At 69.4% G+C, this 18,950-nt stretch carries 18 protein-coding genes; 12 read left to right on the top strand and 6 right to left on the bottom strand.

All coding sequences use genetic code 11. From position 1 onward, the window contains the following. Window positions 1–126 precede the first annotated feature (126 nt). From AC1DY5_RS12160 to AC1DY5_RS12135, 6 genes are all read left to right on the top strand, one after another. Window positions 127–3,354, top strand: a complete 3,228-nt coding sequence (locus AC1DY5_RS12160; protein WP_478111566.1) for an efflux RND transporter permease subunit — start codon at window positions 127–129, stop codon at window positions 3,352–3,354. A gap of 19 nt (window positions 3,355–3,373) precedes the next feature. Further along, window positions 3,374–4,060: a protein-L-isoaspartate O-methyltransferase family protein gene (locus tag AC1DY5_RS12155; RefSeq protein ID WP_478111564.1), complete on the top strand. Its 687-nt coding sequence runs from the start codon at window positions 3,374–3,376 to the stop codon at window positions 4,058–4,060. 12 nt (window positions 4,061–4,072) lie between these two features. Continuing rightward, entirely contained in the window at window positions 4,073–4,411 is a 339-nt protein-coding gene (locus AC1DY5_RS12150) for a rhodanese-like domain-containing protein (RefSeq protein WP_478111563.1), read from the top strand. A gap of 49 nt (window positions 4,412–4,460) precedes the next feature. Continuing rightward, entirely contained in the window at window positions 4,461–6,020 is a 1,560-nt protein-coding gene (locus AC1DY5_RS12145; RefSeq protein WP_478111561.1) for a TolC family outer membrane protein, read from the top strand. A gap of 108 nt (window positions 6,021–6,128) precedes the next feature. Further along, window positions 6,129–6,956, top strand: coding sequence for an isocitrate lyase/PEP mutase family protein (locus AC1DY5_RS12140; protein ID WP_478111559.1), 828 nt, complete (start codon window positions 6,129–6,131; stop codon window positions 6,954–6,956). An 87-nt stretch (window positions 6,957–7,043) separates the two neighbouring features. Then, window positions 7,044–7,253 (top strand): hypothetical protein, encoded by a 210-nt coding sequence (locus AC1DY5_RS12135; protein ID WP_478111557.1) that lies wholly within the window; start codon window positions 7,044–7,046, stop codon window positions 7,251–7,253. A 4-nt stretch (window positions 7,254–7,257) separates the two neighbouring features. Here AC1DY5_RS12135 and vapC read toward each other — a convergent pair whose 3' ends face one another. The 5 genes from vapC to AC1DY5_RS12110 form a co-directional block, all read right to left on the bottom strand. Further along, window positions 7,258–7,671: a type II toxin-antitoxin system tRNA(fMet)-specific endonuclease VapC gene (gene vapC / locus AC1DY5_RS12130; protein WP_478111556.1), complete on the bottom strand. Its 414-nt coding sequence runs from the start codon at window positions 7,669–7,671 to the stop codon at window positions 7,258–7,260. Then, on the bottom strand, window positions 7,672–7,902 hold the full coding sequence (locus tag AC1DY5_RS12125; protein ID WP_478111555.1) for an antitoxin: 231 nt from the start codon (window positions 7,900–7,902) through the stop codon (window positions 7,672–7,674). A 76-nt stretch (window positions 7,903–7,978) separates the two neighbouring features. Then, entirely contained in the window at window positions 7,979–8,368 is a 390-nt protein-coding gene (locus AC1DY5_RS12120; RefSeq protein WP_478111554.1) for a VOC family protein, read from the bottom strand. Window positions 8,369–8,381: 13 nt separating this feature from the next. Next, window positions 8,382–9,737, bottom strand: a complete 1,356-nt coding sequence (locus AC1DY5_RS12115) for a 3-deoxy-D-manno-octulosonic acid transferase (protein ID WP_478111552.1) — start codon at window positions 9,735–9,737, stop codon at window positions 8,382–8,384. Window positions 9,738–9,750: 13 nt separating this feature from the next. After that, entirely contained in the window at window positions 9,751–11,133 is a 1,383-nt protein-coding gene (locus AC1DY5_RS12110) for a phosphomannomutase/phosphoglucomutase (RefSeq protein WP_478111551.1), read from the bottom strand. A 113-nt stretch (window positions 11,134–11,246) separates the two neighbouring features. Between AC1DY5_RS12110 and AC1DY5_RS12105 the strand changes: the two genes are divergently transcribed. Genes AC1DY5_RS12105 through AC1DY5_RS12095 form a run of 3 tightly spaced genes read left to right on the top strand, consistent with a single transcriptional unit; the run spans window position 11,247 to window position 14,274 of the window. Then, a complete protein-coding gene (locus AC1DY5_RS12105; protein WP_478111549.1) occupies window positions 11,247–12,806 on the top strand; it encodes a DNA-3-methyladenine glycosylase 2 family protein in 1,560 nt (519 codons plus the stop codon). Window positions 12,807–12,811: 5 nt separating this feature from the next. Next, on the top strand, window positions 12,812–13,309 hold the full coding sequence (locus tag AC1DY5_RS12100) for a methylated-DNA--[protein]-cysteine S-methyltransferase (RefSeq protein WP_478111547.1): 498 nt from the start codon (window positions 12,812–12,814) through the stop codon (window positions 13,307–13,309). A 35-nt stretch (window positions 13,310–13,344) separates the two neighbouring features. Then, window positions 13,345–14,274: a DMT family transporter gene (locus tag AC1DY5_RS12095; protein WP_478111568.1), complete on the top strand. Its 930-nt coding sequence runs from the start codon at window positions 13,345–13,347 to the stop codon at window positions 14,272–14,274. Here AC1DY5_RS12095 and AC1DY5_RS12090 read toward each other — a convergent pair. Next, a complete protein-coding gene (locus AC1DY5_RS12090) occupies window positions 14,224–14,964 on the bottom strand; it encodes a DUF1345 domain-containing protein (RefSeq protein ID WP_478111545.1) in 741 nt (246 codons plus the stop codon). The two genes, AC1DY5_RS12095 and AC1DY5_RS12090, sit on opposite strands and share 51 nt — an antisense overlap. A 117-nt stretch (window positions 14,965–15,081) precedes the next feature. Here AC1DY5_RS12090 and AC1DY5_RS12085 point away from each other — a divergent pair, with 117 nt between their 5' ends. The 3 genes from AC1DY5_RS12085 to AC1DY5_RS12075 form a co-directional block, all read left to right on the top strand. Beyond that, on the top strand, window positions 15,082–15,789 hold the full coding sequence (locus AC1DY5_RS12085; RefSeq protein ID WP_478111543.1) for a c-type cytochrome: 708 nt from the start codon (window positions 15,082–15,084) through the stop codon (window positions 15,787–15,789). A 6-nt stretch (window positions 15,790–15,795) separates the two neighbouring features. Beyond that, entirely contained in the window at window positions 15,796–17,082 is a 1,287-nt protein-coding gene (locus tag AC1DY5_RS12080; RefSeq protein ID WP_478111541.1) for a c-type cytochrome, read from the top strand. Between the two features lie 356 nt (window positions 17,083–17,438). Then, window positions 17,439–18,950, top strand: a 1,512-nt coding sequence (locus tag AC1DY5_RS12075) for a heavy metal translocating P-type ATPase (protein ID WP_478111539.1), incomplete at its 3' end; no start/stop codon positions are given.

Raw genomic sequence — 18,950 nt, 5'->3', positions numbered from 1 at the left:
CTGGTGGTGGCCGGCAGCCTCGGGCCGCTGCGCCAGGGCACGGCGGTGCGGCTGATGCCGGTGGCCGCGACGCCGGCGCCGGCCGCCGCTCCTTCGGCRCGCAGCGCGCCCTGAGGGTCAAACAGCATGTGGTTCACCCGCGTCAGTCTCAAGAACCCGGTCTTCGCGACCATGCTGATGCTCGCGCTGGTGGTGCTGGGCGCCTTCTCATATCAGCGGCTGCAGGTCGACCAGTTCCCGAACATCGACTTCCCGGTGGTGGTGGTGATCACCGAGTACCCGGGCGCCTCGCCCGAGATCGTCGAGAGCGAAGTCACCAAGAAGATCGAGGAAGGCGTCAACTCGATCGCCGGCATCAATGCGCTGACCTCGCGCAGCTATGAAGGCCAGTCGGTCGTCATCATCGAGTTCCAGCTCTATGTCGACGGCCGCAAGGCCGCCGAGGACGTGCGCGAGAAGGTGGCCGGCGTGCGGCCGCTGTTCCGCGACGAGGTCAAGGATCCGCGCGTGCTGCGCTTCGACCCGGCCTCGCGCGCGGTGTGGTCGGTGGCGGTGCTGCCCGAAGGCCCGAAGGAGACGCAACCCAGCGCCGTCGAGCTGACGAACTGGGCCGACCAGGTACTCAAGAAGCGCCTCGAGAACGTGCGCGGCGTCGGCTCGGTGACGCTGGTCGGCGGCACCAAGCGCGAGATCAACATCTATCTCAATCCGCAGGCCATGGAGGCCTTCGGCGTCAGCGCCAGCCAGGTGGTCGATGCGGTGCGCAGCGAGAACCAGGCGCTGCCGGTCGGCTCGGTGCGTTCGCTCGAGCAGGACCGCGTGGTGCAGATCGACGCCCGCATGGAGCGGCCCGAAGACTTCGGCCGCATCATCGTCGCCCGCAAGGGCGGCGCGCCGATCCGCGTCGACCAGGTGGCGACGGTGCGCGACGGCGCCCAGGAGATCGACAGCCTGGCGCTCTACAACGGCCAGCGCACGCTGCTGCTGTCGGTGCAGAAGGCGCAGGACGAGAACACCATCCAGGTGGTCGACGGCCTGGTCAAGGCGATCGCCGAGATCAAATCGCAACTGCCGCCGGGCGTGCGGCTGGAGCCAATCGCCGATGCCTCGCGGCCGATCCGCGTCGCCGTGCGGAACGTTCGGCAGACGCTGATCGAAGGCGCGCTGCTCACGGTGCTGATCGTGTTCCTGTTCCTGAACTCGTGGCGCTCGACCGTCATCACCGGCCTGACCCTGCCGATCGCGCTGATCGGCACCTTCTGGTTCATGGCGATGTTCGGCTTCACGATCAACATGATCACGCTGATGGCGCTGTCGCTATGCGTCGGCCTCCTGATCGACGACGCGATCGTCGTGCGCGAGAACATCGTGCGCCACGTGCAGATGGGCAAGGCGCCCTACCAGGCCTCGCTCGACGGCACCCAGGAGATCGGCCTAGCCGTGCTGGCGACCACCCTGTCGATCGTCGCGGTGTTCCTGCCGATCGGCTTCATGGAAGGCATCATCGGCAAGTTCTTCCACGAGTTCGGCATCACGATCGTGGCGGCCGTGATGATCTCGATGTTCGTGAGCTTCACGCTCGATCCGATGATGTCGAGCATCTGGCACGACCCCGCGATCGACAAGCACGGCAAGAACGAGGCCCCGGTCACCTTCTACGACAAGACCATCGGCCGCGTGACCGGCTGGTTCGACCGCGCCACCGAACGGCTCGCCGAGGGCTACCAGGGCATCCTGCGCTGGTCGCTGGTGCACAAGCTGGCCACGGTGCTGGCGGCAGTCGGCATCTTCATCGGCAGCATCTTCATGGTGCCGCTGCTGGGCACCGAGTTCGTGCCCAAGGCCGATTTCTCCGAGACCGCGATCAGCTTCTACACGCCGGTCGGCTCGTCGCTCGAAGTGACCGAGGCCAAGGCGCAACAGGTCGAGGCGGTGCTGCGCGAGATGCCCGAGGTGCGCTACACGCTTACCACCATCAACAGCGGCGACGCCCAGGGCAAGATCTACGCAAGCCTCTACGTGCGGCTGGTCGACCGCCGGCAGCGCAGCCGCAGCGTCGACCAGATGTCGACGGTACTGCGCGAGCGGCTGCGCTCGATCCCCGGCATCACCGTGACGCACGTCGGCCTGCGCGACTCGGTCGGCGGCAACAAGCCGATCGAGTTCTCGCTGCAGGGGCCCGACCTGAAGGAACTCGAACGCCTGAGCCGGAAGGTGATGGAGTCGATCCGCCCGATCCCGGGCCTGGTCGACCTCGACTCCAGCCTCAAGCCCGACAAGCCGACGGTCAGCGTGGTGATCCGGCGCGATGCCGCCTCCGACCTCGGACTCGGCGTGGCGCCGATCGCCTCGGCGCTGCGCACGCTGGTGGCCGGCACCACGGTGGGCAACTGGCGCGCCCCCGACGACCAGACCTACGACGTCAACGTCCGGCTGGCGCCCGAGGTGCGCAACTCGCCGGCCGACCTGGCCCGCCTGCCCTTCCTGAGCACCGCGGTCGGCGCCAATGCCGACGGCTCGAGCCGCATCGTGCGCCTCGCGCAGGTGGCCGAGGTGCGCGAATCCACCGGCCCGAACCAGATCAACCGCCGCGCGCTGGCGCGCGAGGTGAGCATCAACGCCAATGTCGACGCCCGCTCGGCCGGCGAGGTCTCGGCCGACATCCGCACGGCGCTGGCCGGCATCGCCTTCCCGCCGGGCTACGGCTGGCAGTTCAGCGGCTCGACCAAGAACATGCAGGAGTCCTTCGGCTATGCGGTCTCGGCGCTGGCGCTGGCGGTGATCTTCATCTACATGATCCTGGCCAGCCAGTTCAGGAGCTTCCTGCAGCCGTTGGCGCTCATGACCGCCCTGCCGCTGACCTTGATCGGCGTCGTGCTGGCGCTGCTGATCTTCCGCTCGACGCTGTCGATGTTCTCGATCATCGGCGTCGTCATGCTGATGGGCCTAGTGACCAAGAACGCGATCCTGCTGGTCGACTTCGCGATCCGCGCCCGCGCGCCCGGCGTCGCCGAGGACGGCACGCCGGTGCCCGGCCTGCCGCGCGCCGAGGCCCTGCTGCTGGCCGCCCGGGTACGGCTGCGCCCGATCCTGATGACCACGCTGGCGATGATCTTCGGCATGGTGCCGCTGGCCTTCGCGATCAGCGAGGGCTCCGAGCAGCGCGCACCGATGGGCCAGGCGGTGATCGGCGGCGTCATCACCTCGTCGCTGCTGACGCTGGTGGTGGTGCCGGTGGTCTATTGCTACATGGACGACCTGGCCAACTGGGCCCGCCGCCGCTGGGCCGGCAAGACCCAGCCGGCCGCCGAGGCGACGCCCGTGCCGGCGCCTAAAATCGAAAGTTTGTCCTGATTCCGCGAGGAGAGACCCCATGAACCCCACCCCCACGCTCGAGCGCCTGCGCTTCAACATGATCGAACAGCAGATCCGTCCTTGGGACGTGCTCAATCTCGACATCCTCGACCTGCTGGCCCAGATCCGGCGCGAGGACTACGTGCCCGAGGCGCACCGTGCGCTGGCCTTCTTCGACATGGAAATCCCGCTCGAAGGCGCCAGCACCGCCCGCGAGCCCGGCCAGTGCATGCTGTCGCCCAAGGTCGAGGCCCGCATGCTGCAGGACCTGCACATCCAGAAGCACGAGAGCGTGCTCGAGATCGGTTCCGGCACGGGCTTCATGGCCGCCTTGCTGGCCCACTGCGCGGCCCAGGTGCTGAGCCTGGAAATCGACCCCGGCCTGGCGGCCATCGCCGCCGGCAACCTGCGCCGCAATGGCGTCATGAACGTCGAGGTGCGCAACGCCGACGGCGCCATGCCGCTGCCCAGCGGGCCGACCTTCGACGTCATCGTGCTGAGCGGCTCGGTTGCCCGCATCCCGCAAGGCCTGCTGGGCTCGCTCAACATCGGCGGCCGGCTGGCGGCCATCGTCGGCGACGAACCGATGATGCGCGCCCACTTCGTGACCCGCGCCGGCGAGGCCAAATGGGATGTGCTGCAGCCCTGGGACATCGTGGCGCCGCGACTGCTGAACTTCCCCGTTCCCTCCCGCTTCAACTTCTGATCCGCCCCCTTCATGATCGACCAAATCCGCCCGTCCGAGCTCGCCGACTGGTTCGCCAGGAATCCCAACGCGACGCCGGTCGTGCTCGACGTGCGCGAGCCCTGGGAACTGCAGACCGCGAAGGTGGCGCCGCAGGGCTTCACGCTGGCGACGATCCCGATGAACGAGATTCCGGCCCGCGTCGGCGAGCTCGATCCGGGCCAGCGCATCGCCTGTCTCTGCCACCACGGCGCACGCAGCCAGCGAGTGGCCGCGTTCCTGGCGCAGAACGGCTTCGACGAGGTGGCGAACATCGCCGGCGGCATCGATGCCTGGTCGGCCCAGCACGACCCCGCCGTGCCCCGCTACTGACCCCTCACGGCTTCCAAGTCAACGAGTTTTCTGAACCCAAGGACGCTTCATGCCCGTTCCCAGGCCTCTTCCTCTTTCGGCAGCGCTCGCGACCCTGTTCGCGGCGGCAATCGCGCTGCCGGCCCATGGCCAGAGCCTGATCGAACTCTATGACGCGGCGCGCGGGTACGACGCCACCTACCAGGGCGCACGGGCGCAATACGACGCCAATCTGGCACGGGCCGCGCAGGCCAAGGCGGGCATCCTGCCGGCGGTCGGGGTGTCGGCCAACGCCACGGCGACCCATCAGGAACTCTCGACCGACAACGCCTTTCTCAACCGCGGCATCCCGACGCAGGCGGCCGGCATCAATGCCACGCAGCCGCTCTACCGGCCGGCCAACTGGGCCACCTACGAGCAGAGCAAGCGGCAGCTCGATATCGCCGATGACATCCTCAAGATCGCCGAGCAGGATCTCGTCGTGCGCGTGAGCCAGGCCTACTTCGACGTGCTGTCGAGCCAGGACAGTCTGGCGCTGGTGCGGGCACAAAAGATCGGCGTGGCCGAGCAGCTCGCCTCGGCCAAGCGCAACTTCGAGGTCGGCACCTCGACCATTACCGACACGCGCGAGGCCCAGGCCCGCTACGACCTGGTGCTGGCCCAGGAGATCGCCGCCGAGAATGACCTGCAGGTCAAGAAGATCGTGCTCGATCAGCTGGTCGGTCGCACCGGCACCCAGCCGATCCCGCTGGCGGCGCCGGTGGCGCTGCCGGCGGTGCAACCGGCGGACATCAATGCCTGGGTCGGCCAGGCCGACGAGGTTCACCCGGCCATCGACCAGGCGCGGCTGGGCCTCGAGGTGGCGAAGCTCGAGGTCGAGAAGGCCAAGGCCGGCTACAAGCCGACGCTCGATGCGCAGCTGGGCTACAACGTCACCAACAACCCGAACGGCACCACGACCAGCACGACCACCGGCAAGGTGCGCGTCAATGCCGCGAGCATCGCGCTGGTCTTCAACATGCCGCTGTTCGCGGGCTTCGCGACCGAGAACCGCTTGAAGGAAACGCTGGCACTCGAGGAAAACTCGCGCCAGACGCTGGAGTCGACCCGCCGCAGCGTCTCGCAGGCCACGCGCTCGGCCTACCTCGGACTGATCTCGGGCGCCGGCCAGGTAAAGGCGCTGGAAGCCGCCGAGGCCTCGAGCCAGAGCGCGCTCGACGCCAACCGGCTGGGCTACCAGGTGGGCGTGCGCATCAACATCGACGTGCTCAACTCGCAGGCGCAACTGTTCCAGACCAAGCGCGACCTCGCGGTGGCGCGCTACAACGTGCTGGTGGGCAACCTCAAGCTGCGGCAGGCCAACGGCACGCTGAGCGCCGACGATCTGCAGGCGATCAACGACACGCTGGCGATCGGCGGCCGTGCCAGCGTCCAGAGCGAAGCCTCGCCGACCCAGCCCTCGGCGGCGACGCAGAGCCCGGTGCCGGTGCCGCCGGCCTCGCTGCCCTCGCCGGCGCCGTCCGCCATTCCGATCGTGCCGCCAGTCATCACGCCACCCTTCAATCCGCAGCCGCCGACGATGCCGGTACCGCCTCCGCCGCCGGAGATCGTGCTGCCGCCGCGACGCTAGGCGGTTCGCGATTCGGGCTGGGTGGGCTGGGGCGGGCTCACGTCACAGAAGCGGTTGTTCATTTCCTACCCGGCGGTAGGGTGCAAAATGCATCGCCAGGAGACTGCCATGACACGCACCGTTGCAGAAAAACGCGCCGACCTCCGCTCGCTCCATGCCGCGGGCTGCTTCGTGATCCCGAATCCCTGGGACGTCGGCAGCGCACGCTACYTCGCCGGCCTCGGATTCAAGGCGTTGGCCACAACCAGTTCGGGCTGCGCCTGGTCGCGGGGCCGGCCCGACGGCGCCCTCTCGCGCGAGGCGGTGCTGGCCCATCTGCGCGACATCGTGGCGGCCACCGACCTGCCCGTGAATGCCGATTTCGAGAACGGCTTCGCCGCCGTTCCGACCGGCGTTGCAGCCAGCGTTCGGATGGCGATCGACACCGGCGTGGCCGGCCTCTCGATCGAGGATTCGACCGGCGACCCGGCGCATCCGCTGTATGACATCGACATCGCGGTGTCCCGGCTTCGCGCCGCCCGCGCCGCCATCGACGAGGCCGGCGGCGACGTGCTGCTGGTCGGGCGGGCCGAGAATTTCTTCGCCGGCCGGCCCGACCTCGACGACGCCATCGCGCGGCTGAAGGCCTATGCCGAGGCCGGTGCCGACTGCCTCTACGCGCCGGGCATCCGCACCCGCGAGCAGATCGCGGCCGTGGTCGCCGCGGTGGCGCCGAAGCCGGTCAACCTGCTGGTCGGATCGACCAGCGAGCTCACGATGAAGGACATCGAGGCGCTCGGCGTACGCCGGGTCAGCGTCGGCGGCGCGTTGGCGCGCGCGGCATGGGGTGGATTCATTCGTGCGGCGCGCGGCATCGCGGACGAGGGGCGCTTCGACGGCTTCGCGGATGCCGCGGCCGGCAATGAGCTCAATGCGTTCTTCAAGGGAGGCGCCTGAGCTCAGAGCAGCCGCCGCGCATCCTTCAGAAGCAGGCGTCTGCGGGCCTGCCCTTCAGCATTGGCACAGGCTGCCGATAAGGTTTTCATGAACACCTACCCCACCTCCAGCCAGGCCACCGGCGTCGCCCGCACGCTCAGCAAGCGCACGCCCTGCACGATCGTGGTCTACCAGACGGCCGAGCGCGAGTTCGTCACGGCCCGCTCCAACGACCGCGTCAGCGGACTGATCCAGGGCATCTATCGCGACGGCTACCTGCTGCCGCCGGCCCATCGGCCCGAATTGCTCGGGCGCTGAATCCTCAGGACCCTGCCACCCAGTTTTCGACCGCCAGCCCCTTCACCCGGCGGAACTCGCGTTCATTGTTGGTGACGAGCACCCAGCCTTCGGCCCGGGCATGCGCAGCGATCCACAAGTCGTTGTTGCCGATGGGTTGACCTGCGCGCTCGAGGCTGCTGCGAATCTCGCCGTAGTGCTGGCTCACCGCTTCAGTCAGCGGCACGATCTGGATGGCGCTTTGCAGCTGCTGCAGCACGGCCATCGCCTTGCTGCGGGCCTGGCTCATTTCCGCGCCGTGGCGCAGCTCGCCGAAGGTGATGACCGACATGGCCAGCGCCTCGGCATCGAGTTGCTCGAAGCGTGCCCGCACGCCTGGGGGGTTGTGCTTGGCAATGTAGATGCAGATGTTGGTGTCGAGCAGGAAACGGATGGCCATTCAGAGCGTCTCGCGTTCCTGGGGCGGGCTGTCGCCGCGGCCGTTGGCCATGAAATCGGCAGGCATGCGGACCAGAGCATCCAGGATCGCGACCGCGCTGGCAGGCCGTTCCCGCAAGACGACGTCGTTCCCCTGGCGAAAGATCTCGACCTGGTCGGTGTTGAACCGGAATTCCTTGGGAAGTCGAACCGCTTGGCTGTTGCCGGACTGGAAGACGCGCGCGTACGGCATGCTGGCCCCTGAAATATATACAATAAGTATATACATTGGCGAGTGCTTGTCAATCGACAAGGCCACCCCGAATTGCTCAGGCGGTGATTTCCACCCGGTTGCCGTCCGGGTCCAGGACCACGCTCTCGTAGTAGCCATCGCCGGTTCGTCGGGGGCCGTCGAGCACCAGATAACCGTCGGCCTTCAAGCGCTGCGTCAATTCGTCGACCCCTCGTTCGGAGCCCAGCGAGACCGCGAAATGCGTCAGCCCCATGCGTTGGGCGCCCGGCTCGATGGCGACCGGCGTCAGCGTCGTGGTGGTCATCGCTTCGATCCGCGCACCGTCCTCGAAGCTCAGGAAACAGGACGCGAAGCCCTTGGCCGGATTGACGTAGCCGCTGCCGGCCACGGCCCCGAAGTAGTCGACGTAGAAGCGCTTGACGCGCTCGAGGTCCCGGGTCCACAGGGCGATGTGTTCGATGCGCATGAGGATCCTCGTCCTACTCCAGCCGCGGCTCCGCCCGATCCTCGCCCACCGGCGAGGCGGCCTCCGCGATCGTCAGCAGCGCACGGGCCGTGCGCTCGGCGGCGCCGCGGTTGGCGTTGGCGAAGGCCAGCGCGGCCTGCGCCATCGCCTCGCGGCGCTCGGGGTTCTCGGTCAGCTTGAGCGCCGCCGTCACCGCGTGCTCCATGTCCGGCACCCGCTGCGAGGCGCCGGCCGCGAGAGACAGCTCGGCAGCTTCGGCAAAGTTGAAGGTGGAGGGCCCCATGATCACCGGACAGCCGCAGGCGGCGGCCTCGATCAGGTTCTGGCCGCCCAGCGGTTCGAAGCTGCCGCCCAGCAGCGCGACATCGGCCAGGCCGTAGTAGAGGGCCATCTCGCCGAGCGAGTCGCCGAGCCAGATCTCGGCCTCGGCCGGGGCGCCCGCGGCGCTGCGGCGGGCGACCGCGAAACCATGCGACTCGACCAGCGCCGCGACCTCGTCGAAACGCTGCGGATGCCGCGGCACGATCATCCATTGCACGTCGTGCACGCGCCGGGCGATCGATTGGACCGCTTCCTGCTCGGGCGGCACCGGCGCCAGCGCACCGAAGCGCTTGAGCACCTCGAGCAGCTGCCGCTCCTCGCCGTCGCGCGAACTCGCGAAGACCACGATCGGCCGGAGCAGCTGGGTGCGCAGCTTGGCGGCCGCGTTGAGCTGCCGCATGTCCGGCGTGGCGTCGAACTTCAGGTTGCCATAGATGCCCGCGACCTTGGCGCCCAGCGACACCAGCCGATGCGAGTCGGCCTCGGTCTGGGCCCAGACCGCGGCCAGCGCCGAGTAGGCAGGCCGCGCCAGCCAGGCGAGGCGCTCGGCCCCGGCCAGCGATTTTTCGTTCAGGCGCGCATTGGCCAGCACCAGCGGGATGCCGCGCTCGGTGCAGGCGGCGGTCATCTCGGGCCAGACCTCGGTCTCCATCAGCACGCCGATGCGCGGACGGAAGCGATCGAGAAAGCGGGCCACGGCGCCCGGCGAATCCCAGGGCTGCCAGACCTGCAGGTCGCCGGGTTCGAGCAGCTTGGCGCCCTCTTCGCGGCCGGTCGCGGTGCCGTTGGTGAGCAGGATCGGGATGCCCGGGTACTGGCGGCGCAGTTCGTCGATCAGGATGCCGGCGGCACGCGCCTCGCCGAGCGAGACCGCGTGGACCCAGCACCAGCCGGTGCCGACTGCGTCGGCGTCGTAGTGGCCGAAGCGCTCCTCGACCGCATGCGCGTAGCCGGGCTCGGCCGCGGCGCGACGCCGCAGCTTGCGGCGCACCAGCGGCTGGGCGAGGGTGGTGAAGGCGCCATAGAGGCGCAGCAGCAGCGAACRCACGCTCGTGACGGTCTCAGTGCGCAGCTTCTGCGAGCTTCGCGTCGGGCTTGGCGCTGCGCAGCAGCGCCAGCATCTCGCCCTCGATGCGATGTAGCGCGGCCTCGGTCTGGCCCTCGAAGCGCAGCACCAGCACCGGGGTCGTGTTCGATGCCCGGATCAGCCCGAAACCGTCGGGCCAGTCGACCCGCACGCCGTCGATGGTCGAGACCTGCGCCGGCGGCGCGAACTTCGCGCTCTCGATCAGCCCGGCGACCACGCTGTGGGGCTCGCCCTCGGCGCAGGCGACGTTCAGTTCGGGGGTCGAGAAGCTGGTCGGCAGCGCGTTGAGCACGTCGCTGGCATTCGGGCTCTTGCTCAAGATCTCGAGCAGGCGGCAGCCGGCATAGGTGCCGTCGTCGAAGCCGAACCAGCGCTCCTTGAAGAAGATGTGGCCGCTCATCTCGCCGCCCAGAGGTGAATCGATCTCCTTCATCTTGGCCTTGATCAGCGAGTGGCCGGTCTTGTAGATCAGCGGCTTGCCGCCCGCCTCCGCAATCGCCGGGCCGAGCCGCTGCGAGCACTTGACGTCGTAGACGATGGTGCCGCCCGGCACCCGCGACAGAACGTCCTGCGCGAACAGCATCATCTGCCGGTCCGGATAGATGTTGCTGCCGTCCTTGGTGACGATGCCCAGGCGGTCGCCGTCACCATCGAAGGCCAGGCCGAGTTCGGCATCGCCCGCCTGCAGCGCGGCGATCAGGTCCTTGAGATTCTCGGGCTTGCTCGGGTCGGGATGGTGGTTGGGGAAATTGCCGTCGACCTCGCTGAACAGCTCGACCACGTCGCAGCCGACGGCGCGCAGGATCGCCGGGGCCGAGGCGCCGGCGATGCCGTTGCCCGAATCGACCACGATCTTCAGCGGTCTTGCCAGCTTGATGTCGCCCACGATGCGCTGCGTATAGGCCTCGGTGACGTCGACCTTGCGCACGCTGCCCCCGCCGGCCAGCCGGGCGCTGCCCGCTTCCATGACCTGGCGCAGGCCCTGGATCTCGTCGCCGTAGATCGCGCGTCCGGCCAGCACCATCTTGAAGCCGTTGTAGTCCTTCGGGTTGTGGCTGCCGGTGACCTGGATGCCGCTGCGGCACAGCGTGTGGGCGGCGAAATAGAGCATCGGCGTGGTGACCGCGCCGACATCGATCACCTCGATGCCGGTGGCGACCAGGCCCTGGATCAGCGCGTCGGCCAGCGCCGGCCCCGACAGCCGGCCGTCGCGGCCCACCGCCACGGTCTTCTCGCCGGCCGCGTGCGCGGCGCTGCCGAAGGCCCGGCCGAGCGCCTCGGCGACTTCCGCGTCGAGCGTGGCGGGTACCACGCCGCGAATGTCGTAGGCCTTGAAGATCGATGCGCTGAGTTGCATGAAAGCTATCCCCTGAAAGTTCCAAAAACGTAGAACATTGTAGGCATGGGCTCAAAGGGCCAGATGTCCGAAAATGGCTACTTCTGCGCGGTTGCGGCCCTATCATTCCACTCATGCCAGCCGCCCCCGCCTCCACCGCCGGACTCGAAAGCGACGCCTGCTACCTGGCCATGAAGGCCCACGATGCGCGCTTCGATGGCTCTTTCTTCACCGGCGTGACCTCCACCGGCATCTATTGCCGGCCGGTCTGCCGCGTCAAGCTGCCGCGACGCGAAAACTGCTGCTTCTTTCGCCATGCCGCGCAGGCCGAGGCGGCCGGTTTCAGGCCCTGCCTGCGCTGCCGGCCCGAACTGGCGCCACGCGCCGCCAGCTGGTCAACCGAGGATGCCTCGCGGATCCTGGCGCTCCAGGCCGCACGCCTGATCGACGAGCCCGACGCCTGGACCCACGACGGGCCGGGCGCCGCCCGCATCGCTGCCCGGCTCGGCGTCAGCGACCGCCACCTGCGCCGCATCTTCGAGTCGCAATTCGGAGTCTCGCCGCTGCAGTACCTGCAGACCCGCCGGCTGCTGGCCGCCAAGCAGCTGATCGCCGATACCCGCCTGCCGATGACCCAGGTCGCGCTGGCCAGCGGCTTCGCCAGCGTGCGCCGCTTCAATGCCACCTTCGTCACGCACTACGGCCTGAATCCCAGCGCCCTGCGCCGCGCCGGTGCCGCGAGGGGCGGCCGCGAAGGCGAATCGGTCGAGGTGCGGCTGGGCTATCGGCCGCCCTACGACAGCAAGGCGATGCTGGGTTTCTTCGACCGCCGGGCACTGCGCGGCATCGAGCAGATGAGCGACGTCGGCGGCCAGCCCCGGTTCGCGCGCACGCTGCAGGTCTCGCAGGCCGGCCGCAGCCTCGCGGGCTGGCTGCAGCTGCGCTTCGACCCCGAGCGCGAGCAACTGCTGCTGCGCGTCGGCGATTCGCTCGCGGCGGTGCTGCCGACCGTGATCAGCCGGGTCCGCGCCCTGCTCGACCTGGACGCCGAGCCGATGGTCATCAACAGCGTGCTGCATGCCAGCTTCCCCGACGGCGACGGCCTGCGCGTGCCCGGCACGGTCGACGGCTTCGAGCTCGCGGTGCGCGCGGTGCTGGGCCAGCAAATCACGGTGGCCGCCGCCCGCACGCTGGGCTCGCGGCTGGTCGAGGCCTTCGGCAAGCCGATCGCGACGCCGATCGAGGGCCTCGACCGGCTGTTCCCGACCCCGGCGGCGATCGCCGGCGCCAGCGGCGACGCACTGGGCCGGCTCGGCATCGTGCGCCAGCGCCAGGCCGCGCTGCTGGCGCTCGCGCGGGAGATGCTGGGAGGCCGGCTCGCGCTGCACGCCGGCGCCGATTTGCCGGCCACGCTCGCGGCGCTGCAGGCGCTGCCGGGCATCGGCGACTGGACCGCGCAATACATCGCGATGCGCGCGCTGCGCTGGCCCGACGCCTTTCCGGCCGGCGACATCGCGCTGCAGAAAGCGCTCGGCGTCGGCACGGCACGCGCCGCCATCGAAGCCTCGCAAGCCTGGCGCCCCTGGCGCGGCTACGCCGTGCTGCGCGCCTGGCACCGCCCCGCTCCGCCGCCGACGGCGGACGCGGCCACCCCGGCACCCCATACACTCACCCGCGCCGGCGCCATCGCCTGACCGCCATGAAGTTCAAGACCTCGACCCTCCACAGCACCCACATTGACAGCCCGCTCGGCGGCATCACCCTGGCCGCCACCGACCAGGGCCTCGCCGGCGCCTGGTTCGACCACCAGCGCCACTGGCCCGACACCCGCGGGTGGCAGACCGACGATGCGCATCCGGTGCTGCGCCAGGCCGCCAGCCAGCTCGTCGACTACTTCGCCGGCCGGCGCGACCACTTCGACCTGCCACTGGACCTGACCCACGGCACCGCGTTCCAGCAGTCGGTGTGGCAGGCGCTGCTGGCCATCCCGGCCGGCCGAACCACCAGCTATGGCGCATTGAGCGCCGAGGTCGGCAAGCCGGCCGCGGTGCGCGCAGTCGGGGCCGCGGTCGGCCGCAATCCGATCAGCGTGATCGTGCCCTGCCACCGGGTGCTCGGCGCCGACGGCTCGCTCACCGGCTACGCCGGCGGGCTCGAGCGCAAGACGGCGCTGCTGGAACTGGAAGGCGCGTTGTGAGCCAGGCAGACTGCACCGCCAGCCCGCAAGCCGAGATTGCCGCGAAGACCCCGCTTCCTCAATCCGCCAGCCGCGCCTGGCTGCTCGACCTGCTGCTGCTCGGCGCGCTGTGGGGCGCTTCCTTCCTGTTCATGCGCATCGGCGCGGCCGAGTTCGGCGCCCTGCCGACCGCGGCGGTGCGGGTCGCGATCGCGATGCTGTTCCTGCTGCCGCTGTTGTTCCTGCGCGGCCAGTGGCCGGCGTTCCAGCAGCACTGGAAGCCGGCGCTCGGCATCGGCATCCTGAACTCGGGCCTGCCCTTCGCCTTCTTCTCCTTCGCGCTGCTGACCATCAACAGCGGGCTTGCAGCGGTGATCAACGCCACGGTGCCGATGTTCGGCGCGCTGGTGGCCTGGGCCTGGTTCAAGGACCGGCCCGACCGCTCGCGCATCGTCGGCCTGGTGATCGGCTTTGCCGGCGTGGCGATGCTGGCCGGCCGCAGCGCCGGTTTCCATTCGGGCGCCGACGAGAGCGCCGCGCGCTGGGCCATCGCGGCCTGCCTCGCGGCCTGCATCTGCTATGCCTTCTCGGCCAACCTGACCCGCAAGTACCTGACCGGCGTGCCTGTGATGGCCACCGCGACCGGCAGCCAGATCGGCGCCACGCTGGCGCTGGCGCTGCCCGCCGCCTGGCTGTGGCCGACGCAGATGCCGAGCCTGAAGGCCTGGCTGGCCCTGCTGGCGGTAGGCACCGCCTGCACCGGCCTGGCTTACATCCTGTTCTTCCGGCTGATCGAGCGGGCCGGACCGGCGCGCGCGCTCACGGTGACATTCCTGGTGCCGGTGTTCGCGCTGTTCTACGGCGCGGTTTTCCTGGGCGAGCAGATCACTTCGTGGATGCTGCTCTGCGCGGCGGTGATCGTCTGCGGCGTCGCGCTATCGACAGGGTTGGTCAGGCTGGGCCGACGCCGCCGCGACGCCCGCTGACGCGCCGGTGTCGGGGCCGGCCTGCATCGAAGAGGCGACGACATTGATGGACAGCGCCAGCACCAGCATGTTGAAGGCGAACGACAGCACGCCATGCACCAGCGTGATGCGGCGCATCTCGCGCGAAGTGACCTGCACATCCGACACCTGCGAGGTCATGCCGACCACGAAGGAGTAGTACAGAAAGTCGAAATAGTCCGGTGGCAGCTTGCCCGGAAACTTGAGCCCCGGCCCCTGCGGCTTGGGATCGATCTCCGCCTGGTAGTAGCGGTGCGCGTAATGAAAGGCGTAGATCGTGTGGATCATGAGCCACGAGCCGGTCAGCGCCACCAGGCCGAGCACGATGTGGCCGATGCGCTGTGCACCGCACAGCTGGGGCACGCGCCGCAGCAGCATCGCGATGACCACCATGCTGACGCCAACCACGCTCACCATGATGGCCAGGATCAGCGCATTGGGCTGGTCCTGCGACTGGGCTCGCGAACGGGTGCGGTCAGGATCGCAGGTCTCGGCCAGCCACCAGGCCGGCAGCAGGTAGACCGTGGCCCCGACGCACCAGCCCAGCAGCCCGCGCGAAACGTCGTCGATCGGCCACGGCGACCCTCCGACCCCGAAGCCGACCAGCAGGCCGACCGCGGCGCTGCACAGCAGCCGCAACCAACCCGGCATCTGGAGGTATCGAAATCGCATCCGGCGACTGTAGCTGTTCGCTGCGCAACTGATCCGATCGATTGGCGTCACACTGAGCCTGTTCTTTTCGGCGCCGATCGCCGACATTCGAGCGCGAAAGAAGAAAAGCTGCCACGCATGAAAATCAACCGCCTCCTGCAGACCCTGCTGCTCGCCGCCTGGGGCCTGGCGGCCTCCGCCGCCACGCCGCCGATGCAGGTGCCCGACACCATCGCCCAGCGCGCCGCGGCCTGCATCGCCTGCCATGGCCGCGAAGGCGCCAGCACCGACAGCGCTTTCTTCCCGCGCCTGTCGGGCAAGCCCGAGGGCTACCTGTTCAACCAGTTGCTGAGCTTCCGCGACGGCCGCCGCTTCAATACCGACATGACGCACATGGTGCAGCACCTGTCGGACGCCTACCTGCGCGAACTGGCGGCCTACTTCGCCGGGCTCGATCTCCCCTACCCGCCGATTCCGGCCAAGACTGACGCCTCGCCCGAGATGCTGGCGCGCGGCAAGGCGCTGGTGTTCCAGGGCGATGCCGCGCGCGGCATACCGGCCTGCGCGCAATGCCATGGCCAGGCGCTGACCGGCGTGCAGCCGGGCATTCCGGGCTTGGTCGGCCTGCCGCGGCTCTATCTCTCCTCGCAGCTCGGCGCCTGGCTCACCAACGACCGCCATGCGCTGGCGCCCGATTGCATGGCCGAGGTCGGCCGCAAGCTCAGCAGCGCCGACATCAACGCCGTGGCCAGCTGGCTGGCGCTGCAGCCGATGCCCGTCGACACCCGGGCGCTGGCGGTGCTCCCCGGCCCGCTGCCGACGCCCTGCAGCGCGATGAATCACTGAACCGCCATGCGACGCTTGTTCTATTTCGTGGCCTTCCTGGCGACCCTGGCGCTGCTTGCAGCCCTGGCCATTGTGGCCTTGAACCTTCGCGGCGAGGACCGGCTGCCAGACATCGCGGCGGCACCCGTCGCACCGAGCGCGGCGCAGGTCGAGCGCGGGCGCTACCTGGCGCTGGCAGGGAACTGCGCCGGCTGCCACACGACCCGCGGCGGCGCCGCCTACGCCGGCGGCGTCGGCATCGAGACGCCCTTCGGCACGGTGTTCTCGAGCAACCTCACGCCCGACCCGAAGACCGGCATCGGCGGCTGGAGCGCGGCCCACTTCTGGCGCGCGATGCACAACGGCCGCTCGAAGGATGGGCGCCTGCTCTATCCGGCCTTCCCGTATCCGAGCTTCACGCGCGTCACGCGCGAGGATTCCGACGCCCTGTTCGCCTACCTGCGGAGCATTCCACCCGCGCCGACGCCGAACCTGGCGCACAAGCTGCGCTTCCCCTACGACACCCAGGCCGCACTGGCAGTCTGGCGCTCGCTGTCATTCACCCCGGGCAGCTTCGCCCCCGACCCGGGCCGACCGGCCGAATGGAACCGCGGCGCCTACCTGGTTGAAGGCCTGGGCCACTGCATCGCCTGCCACGGCACCCGCAACGTGCTCGGCGCCACCGAAGAGAAGCTCGGACTCTCGGGTGGGTTGATCCCGGTCGAGAACTGGTATGCACCCTCGCTGACCTCGCGGCGCGAAGCCGGCGTCGGCGACTGGGACCCGCACGACATCGTTTCGCTGCTCCAAACCGGCCGCTCGCCGCGCGGCTCGGTGATGGGCCCGATGGCCGACGTGGTGTTTCGCAGTACCCAGTACCTGGACGAGGCCGACCTGCGCGCCATGGCCGTGTACCTGAAAGCGCTGCCGCAAGCGGGGCCGGCGCCGGACACTGCCGCCTCGCCCTCCAATGCGCCGGTGCGCCGCGAGGCCCGCGTGATGGAACGCGGCGCGAAGATCTATGACCAGCGCTGCGCCTACTGCCACGGCGATGTCGGCCAGGGGGCGCAGGGGGCCTACCCCCCGCTCGCCGGCAACCGGGCGGTGCTGATGGATTCCACCGCCAACCTGATCCAGGTGGTGCGCCACGGCGGCTTCCTGCCGGCCACAGCCGGCAATCCGCGCCCCTACGGCATGCCGCCGTTCAACCAGGTGCTGGACGACACCGACGTGGCGGCCGTGCTGACCTTCGTGCGCGCCTCCTGGGGCAACGACGCGCCGGCGGTCGGTGCACGCGAGATGATGCGTCGCTGAAGCGGCAAGCTCAGAAGGAGCCCGGGATCGGTGGCCGATTCGCGCAAACTGCGGACGCACCAGCTTCCGCAGCGCATAGCGCGCCGAACCGGACAGTCGGCCCAGCGGCGCCTTGAAGGCGTCCAGCCGGGGCGATTCGCCGGGATAGGTCGGCGACAGGCCCCACTTGCGGAGCAGCCGGTTGAGCTGGTGCACGCGCGCCGCCTCGCGCAAAAGCATGTAACAAATAAATACTGCCTTTCGATTGGCGTATGGCGAAGGAGGGGCTCGGCGCGCGGCTTGACCCTACCATGATGGGAAGGTTGATACTTCCGCCATTTCCTCGCCGAGCGAGGTTGGAAAGACAGGAGCAAACAATGAACAGCAGCCTGGCACTCTCGCCTGGYGCCGCCGGCTTCCAGGAGTTCTCGCTGCCGATCGAAGGCATGAGTTGCGCGTCCTGCGTCGCCCGCGTCGAGAAGGCACTGGGTGCCGTGGACGGCGTGACCGAGGCCAGCGTCAATCTGGCGACCGAAGCGGCCAGCGTGCGGACCAACGGCAGGGTCGCGCTCGGCAGCCTGCGCGCCGCCATCGAGAAGGCCGGCTATGGCGTCGGCCAGGCCCATCTCGAAGGCGAGGAGCCGGCCCTCGAAGAGGCCGGCGTGGCCGCCGCGCCAACCCACCGCGTCAACGGAGGCTGGCCGGTCGCCGCAGCGGCGATCCTGTCGACCCCGCTTGTGCTGCCGATGTTCGGGATGCTGGTGGGCAGCGACTGGATGCTTCCCGGCTGGCTGGAGCTGGCGCTGGCCACGCCGGTCCAGTTCTGGCTCGGCGCCCGCTTCTACCGCGCCGGCTGGAAGGCTCTGAAGGCCGGCGCCGGCAACATGGACCTGCTGGTCGCCCTGGGCACCAGCGCCGCCTACGGGCTCAGTGTCTACCTGCTCATAGCGCATGCCGGCCATGGCATGCCGCCGCATCTCTACTTCGACGCGTCGGCAGTGGTCGTCACCCTGGTGCTGCTGGGCAAGTGGCTCGAGACGCGGGCCAAGCGCCAGACCACCGAGGCGATCCGCGCGCTCCATGCGCTGCGCCCCGAGCGGGCCCGGGTGCGCCGCAACGGCGCCGAGCAGGAGTTCCCGCTGGGACAGGTGCGGATCGACGACCTGGTCGTCATCCGTCCGGGCGAGCGCGTACCGGTCGACGCCCGGGTGGTCGAAGGCAGCAGCGAGGTCGACGAATCGCTGATCACCGGCGAGAGCCTGCCGGTCGCCAAGCAGGTGAACGACGCCGTGACCGGTGGCTCGGTCAACGGCGAAGGCCTGTTGCTGGTGCGCACCACCGCGGTCGGCGCCGAGACGACGCTGGCGCGGATCGTTCGACTGGTCGAATCGGCGCAGGCGAAGAAGGCCCCGATCCAGCGCCTGGTCGACCAGGTGAGCAGCGTCTTCGTGCCGGTGGTGATCGGCATCGCGCTGCTGACTTTCCTGGCCTGGGGACTCGGCAGCGGCCAATGGGAGACCGCCATCCTCAACGCGGTCGCGGTGCTGGTCATCGCCTGCCCCTGCGCGCTCGGGCTGGCGACGCCGACAGCGATCATGGCCGGCACCGGCGTCGCCGCGCGGCATGGCGTGCTCATCAAGGATGCCGAGGCGCTCGAGGTCGCGCACGGCGTCGGCATGGTGGCTTTCGACAAGACCGGCACGCTGACCGAAGGCCGCCCCGAATTGGTGGTCGCCGAGGCCGTCGACGGCGACGCCGGCCACCTTCTCCGGGCCAGCGCCACGCTGCAGGCGGGCAGCGAGCATCCGCTCGCCCGCGCGGTGCTGGACGCGGCCCGCAAGGCCGGCATCGAGCCCGGCCGCGCCGCGGCGGTGCGCGCGGTGGCCGGG

It is taken from the genome of Variovorax sp. P4_D9, assembly GCF_056401695.1.
Note: the sequence above shows the minus strand (reverse complement) of the source record. Positions and strands in the feature narration are given on the sequence as shown.